The following is a 6,000-nucleotide window of genomic DNA, read 5'->3' on the forward strand; positions in this document are numbered from 1 at the left end:
AATCACGTTTTATTGTCACTTTTTGTCAACGAATTCATTTTGTGAGACAGGGCAGGAAGAAGTGAGATTTTACTTGTCGAACCTGCCAAAGCAGGCCATATTTGATGAGTTAACTCGACGCTAAACCGCTTCAGCTAACCAGGATAACGAATAAAAAAACGGCAGCCAGTGGCTGCCGTTTGCGATCCATGAGTCAGGCTCAGGTGTTCTTACTGTTCGCGGCGATAATCTTCGCGACTTTGTCCGCCTGAGCATTCATCTGCATTTGACGATAGGCATTTTCCATCTTCGGCAGGGCATCGCGGGTGGCCTGGGTATCCGGATAGTTACGCATCATACCTTCCACGCGGTTAACGACGGCAACCCATGCGCCGCGGTCGGTGTAGTAATCCACTACCGACAGCTCATACTTCGCCAGGCGATCTTTCAGGAATACCATGCGCTTATAGGCGTCCGTGGCATACTGGCTGTTCGGGTAGCCGCGTACCAGTTTGGAGAAGTCATTGAAGGCATCGCGCGCGTGCTGCGGATCGCGGTCGGAACGATCGACGCCGAAGAAGCCCTGCAGGGCGCTGTCATCCAGAGCCATGTTGGTCAGGCCGCGCATATAGATGACGTAGTCGATGTTCGGATGGGTGGGATTCAAGCGCATGAAGCGATCGATGGCCGCTTGAGCCAGCGGCAGATCGGCGTTTTTGTAATACGCATAAATCAGATCCAGCTGTACCTGTTGGGAATAAGGGCCGAATGGATAACGGTTATCCAACGCTTCCAGTTGCGTTATCGCCTGTTTCCAGTTACCGTCCTGCAGTTTTTGCTGGGCGGTCGCGTAGATTTCATTCGGCGGATTATCAGGCACCTCTTCCTTAGAGCCGGAGCAACCCACCAAAGCCAGGCTCAGTGTGGCGGCTGCCACCAGGTATTTCATGCGCGTCATGACGTTTTGACTTCCTCAAAATGTTTATGCGGGAGAATCTCTGTTCCTGCTCCCGATTAAGACCAGCTACAATAGCACACTATATTAAACGGCAAAGCCGTAAAACCCAACGTTAAACGAAGAAGCTGTATATGGCACAACGAGTACAACTCACCGCAACGGTGACCGAAAATCAACTCGGTCAACGCTTAGATCAGGCTTTGGCCGAATTGTTCCCTGATTATTCGCGATCGCGGATAAAAGAATGGATCCTCGACCAACGCGTATTAGTCAATGGCACCATAGGCGATAAACCGAAAGAAAAAGTGCTGGGGGGAGAACGCATCGCTATCGATGTGGAAATCGAAGAAGAGGCGCGCTTCCAGCCGCAGGATATTCCGCTCAATATCGTTTACGAAGATGATGACATCATCGTGATCAACAAACCGCGCGATCTGGTTGTACATCCTGGCGCGGGCAACCCTGACGGTACTGTGCTGAATGCGCTGCTGCACTACTATCCGCCTATTGCCGATGTGCCGCGTGCGGGGATCGTCCATCGTCTGGATAAAGACACCACCGGTCTGATGGTGGTGGCGAAAACCATTCCAGCGCAAACCCGGCTGGTGGAGTCGCTGCAGTTGCGCGAGATCACCCGTGAATACGAAGCGGTGGCGATCGGTCATATGACCGCCGGCGGTACGGTTGAAGAACCGATCAGCCGTCATCCGACCAAGCGTACCCATATGGCGGTGCACCCGATGGGCAAACCGGCGGTGACCCACTACCGCATTATGGAACATTTCCGCATCCATACCCGCCTGCGCCTGCGTCTGGAAACCGGTCGTACGCATCAGATCCGCGTGCATATGTCGCATATCACCCATCCGCTGGTAGGCGACCAGGTGTATGGCGGCCGCCCGCGTCCGCCGAAGGGCGCGTCGGAGGAGTTCATCACCGCGCTGCGTAAATTCGACCGCCAGGCGCTGCACGCCACCATGCTACGTCTGTACCACCCGATTACCGGCATTGAAATGGAGTGGCACGCGCCCATCCCACAAGATATGGTCGAGCTCATCGAGGCGATGCGCGCCGATTTTGAAGCCCATAAGGACGATATTGACTGGTTATGACTAAACTGATTGTACCGCAGTGGCCAATGCCCGGCAGCGTGGCGGCCTGTAGTTCTACCCGCATCGGCGGCGTGAGTCTGCCGCCCTATGACTCGCTCAACCTGGGCGCCCATTGCGGCGACAATCTGCAGCATGTCGAAGAAAACCGGCGGAGGATGTTTGCCGCCGGCGGCTTACCGTCTTACCCGGTTTGGCTTGAGCAGGTTCATGGTACCGATGTGCTCACGCTGGACGGCGGACCCTATCCGTCGAAACGCGTGGATGCCTCTTATAGCCGTACGCCAGGGACTGTCTGCGCGGTGATGACCGCTGACTGCCTGCCGGTCCTGTTCTGTAACCGCGCCGGTACTGAAGTCGCCGCGGCGCATGCGGGATGGCGCGGCTTATGCGAAGGGGTTCTGGAAGAGACGGTCGCCCGTTTCGCCGATAAAGCCGAAAACATTATGGCGTGGCTGGGACCCGCCATCGGTCCGCAGGCGTTTGAGGTGGGCCCAGAAGTTCGCGACGCTTTTATGGCTAAGGATGAGAATGCGCATCAGGCTTTTCGTCCGGCAGGCGAAAAATATTTTGCTGATATCTACCAGCTGGCTCGGCAGCGCCTGGCAAACGTCGGCGTTGAGCAGATTTTCGGCGGCGATCGCTGCACGCTAAGCGAAAAGGATGATTTTTTCTCTTACCGGCGCGACAAGACCACCGGTCGTATGGCAAGTTTCATTTGGCTGATATAACCTAGAGAATCAAGACGATCCAGAAGGCAAACTTATTTTTCGCATAGTTCAGGTCTTTAACCTTGAATAATTGAGGGATGACCTCATTTAATCTCCAGTAGCAAATTTGACCTGTTATGGGAGGAGTTATGCGTCTGGATCGTCTTACCAATAAATTCCAGCTTGCTCTTGCCGATGCCCAGTCGCTTGCACTCGGGCACGACAACCAATTCATCGAACCTCTTCATTTAATGAGCGCCTTGCTGAATCAGGAAGGGGGATCGGTACGTCCTTTATTAACCTCGGCGGGCGTGAATGCCGGGAAACTGCGCACTGACATCGAACAGGCTCTGAGCCGTTTACCGCAGGTGGAAGGCACCGGCGGCGATGTGCAACCTTCTCAGGATTTAGTGCGGATCCTGAACCTTTGCGACAAGCTGGCGCAAAAGAAAAAGGACAACTTTATATCGTCAGAACTGTTTGTTCTGGCGGCGCTTGAATCACGCGGTACGCTGACCGACCTTTTAAAATCCGCCGGAGCAACAACCGCCAACGTGACTCAGGCGATTGAACAAATGCGCGGAGGTGAAAGCGTGAACGATCAGGGTGCCGAAGACCAACGTCAGGCATTGAAGAAATTTACCGTCGATCTCACCGAGCGTGCCGAACAGGGCAAACTGGACCCGGTTATCGGCCGTGATGAAGAGATCCGCCGTACCATTCAGGTACTGCAGCGCCGTACCAAAAACAATCCGGTGCTGATTGGTGAACCCGGGGTGGGTAAAACCGCTATCGTCGAAGGCCTGGCGCAGCGTATCGTCAACGGCGAAGTGCCGGAAGGGCTGAAAGGCCGCCGGGTACTGGCGCTGGATATGGGCGCGCTGGTGGCCGGGGCGAAATACCGCGGTGAGTTTGAAGAGCGTCTGAAAGGCGTGCTGACCGACCTGTCGAAACAGGAAGGCAACGTCATTCTGTTTATCGACGAACTGCATACCATGGTTGGCGCTGGTAAAGCCGACGGCGCGATGGACGCGGGCAACATGCTGAAGCCGGCGCTGGCGCGTGGTGAACTGCACTGCGTCGGGGCGACGACGCTCGACGAATACCGTCAGTACATTGAAAAAGACGCTGCGCTGGAGCGCCGCTTCCAGAAGGTGTTCGTCGCCGAGCCGTCGGTAGAAGATACCATCGCTATTCTGCGCGGTCTGAAAGAACGTTATGAACTGCACCACCATGTGCAGATCACCGACCCGGCTATCGTGGCGGCGGCGACCTTGTCGCATCGCTACATTGCCGACCGTCAGCTGCCGGATAAAGCCATCGACCTTATCGATGAGGCGGCGTCCAGCATCCGTATGCAGATCGACTCAAAGCCGGAAGAGCTGGACCGTCTCGATCGCCGTATCATCCAGTTGAAACTGGAGCAGCAGGCGCTGAAGAAAGAGTCTGATGAGGCGAGTCTGAAGCGTCTTGATATGCTCAACGAGGAGCTGGCGGATAAAGAACGGCAGTACTCGGTGCTGGAAGAAGAGTGGAAAGCGGAAAAAGCGTCCCTCTCCGGCACCCAGACCATCAAAGCCGAGCTGGAGCAGGCGAAAATCGCCATCGAACAGGCGCGTCGCGTCGGTGACCTGGCGCGGATGTCCGAGCTGCAGTACGGCAAAATTCCGGAACTGGAGAAACAGCTGGCGGCAGCCACTCAGTCCGAAGGAAAAACCATGCGTCTGCTGCGTAATAAAGTGACGGATGCTGAAATCGCCGAAGTGCTGGCCCGCTGGACCGGTATCCCGGTCTCCCGCATGATGGAAAGCGAGCGTGACAAACTGCTGCGTATGGAGCAGGAACTGCATCATCGGGTGATTGGTCAGGATGAGGCGGTTGAAGCAGTATCTAACGCTATTCGCCGTAGCCGTGCCGGGCTGTCCGATCCGAACCGGCCGATTGGTTCATTCCTGTTCCTCGGTCCGACCGGGGTCGGTAAAACCGAGCTGTGTAAAACGCTGGCTAACTTTATGTTCGACAGCGACGACGCAATGGTGCGTATCGATATGTCCGAGTTTATGGAGAAACACTCCGTCTCGCGTCTGGTCGGTGCGCCTCCGGGATACGTCGGTTATGAAGAGGGCGGTTACCTGACCGAGGCGGTGCGCCGTCGTCCTTATTCCGTCATCCTGCTGGATGAAGTGGAAAAAGCGCACCCGGATGTGTTCAACATTCTGCTGCAGGTACTCGACGACGGGCGCCTCACCGATGGCCAGGGGAGAACGGTCGACTTCCGTAACACGGTGGTCATCATGACCTCGAACCTCGGTTCCGATTTGATTCAGGAACGGTTCGGCGAGCTGGATTACGGACATATGAAGGACCTGGTGCTGGGGGTTGTCAGCCAGAACTTCCGTCCGGAGTTCATCAACCGTATCGATGAAGTGGTGGTCTTCCATCCGCTGGGTGAGAAACACATTGCTTCTATTGCCCAGATCCAGCTGCAGCGCCTGTATAAACGTCTGGAAGAGCGCGGATATGAAGTGCGGATGTCCGATGAGGCGCTGAAGTTGCTCAGCGCCAACGGATACGATCCGGTATACGGCGCGCGGCCACTGAAACGCGCTATTCAGCAGCAGATTGAGAACCCGTTAGCCCAGCAGATCCTTTCCGGTGAGCTGATTCCGGGTAAAACCGTCGAGCTAGTAGTGAAAGACGACCGTATCGTGGCAGTGCAGTAAGTCACAAAACGACAAAAACGGGCCCAGCGGGCTCGTTTTTGTTTAAAAACCAGGCAAAAATTAAAGCTCAATACCTGATTTGGTTGAAAAGTGAGCGATTGAATTCTTTTTTTGAATTTATCCTTGTCACTTCAGAATTACCCCCTATAATGCGCCTCCACTGACACGGAACAACGGCAAGCAAGCCGCCGGGGCAGCAGGATTCAACGGCGAAAGATAACGTTGAAGCCGACAGAGAAAAGCAAAATAAGCGCTTGACTCTGAATGAGGAAAACGTATTATACGGGACCTCGCGACAGAGCGCTAAAGCGCGTCGCAACCGCTCTTTAACAATTTATCAGACAATCTGTGTGGGCACTCAAAGTGACATGGATTCTTAATGTCTTCGGACAATAAATGAATACCAAGTCTCAAGAGTGAACACGTAATTCATTACGAAGTTTAATTCTTTGAGCATCAAACTTAAATTGAAGAGTTTGATCATGGCTCAGATTGAACGCTGGCGGCAGGCCTAACACATG

The 6,000-nt window shown here is 54.6% G+C and carries 4 protein-coding genes; 3 read left to right on the top strand and 1 reads right to left on the bottom strand.

From position 1 onward, the window contains the following. Nucleotides 1-199: 199 nt before the first annotated feature. On the bottom strand, nt 200-937 hold the full coding sequence (gene bamD, locus GT756_RS15425; RefSeq protein WP_004145664.1) for an outer membrane protein assembly factor BamD: 738 nt from the start codon (nt 935-937) through the stop codon (nt 200-202). Nucleotides 938-1,068: 131 nt separating this feature from the next. Between bamD and rluD the strand changes: the two genes are divergently transcribed. The 3 genes from rluD (at nt 1,069) to clpB (ending at nt 5,479) form a co-directional block, all read left to right on the top strand. Continuing rightward, entirely contained in the window at nt 1,069-2,049 is a 981-nt protein-coding gene (gene rluD, locus GT756_RS15430) for a 23S rRNA pseudouridine(1911/1915/1917) synthase RluD (RefSeq protein WP_004206840.1), read from the top strand. Then, complete coding sequence (yfiH, locus tag GT756_RS15435; RefSeq protein ID WP_160124877.1) at nt 2,046-2,777, top strand: purine nucleoside phosphorylase YfiH; 732 nt, start codon at nt 2,046-2,048, stop codon at nt 2,775-2,777. Before rluD ends, yfiH begins: the two co-directional genes overlap by 4 nt. Before the next feature lie 128 nt (nt 2,778-2,905). Beyond that, nucleotides 2,906-5,479 carry an ATP-dependent chaperone ClpB gene (gene clpB / locus GT756_RS15440; protein ID WP_004206837.1) on the top strand — a complete coding sequence of 858 codons (2,574 nt, stop codon included), beginning with the start codon at nt 2,906-2,908 and terminating at the stop codon, nt 5,477-5,479. Nucleotides 5,480-6,000 lie beyond the last annotated feature (521 nt).

The sequence above is a fragment of the Klebsiella sp. Q2 genome, assembly GCF_009900705.1.
GTDB lineage: Bacteria > Pseudomonadota > Gammaproteobacteria > Enterobacterales > Enterobacteriaceae > Klebsiella > Klebsiella quasipneumoniae.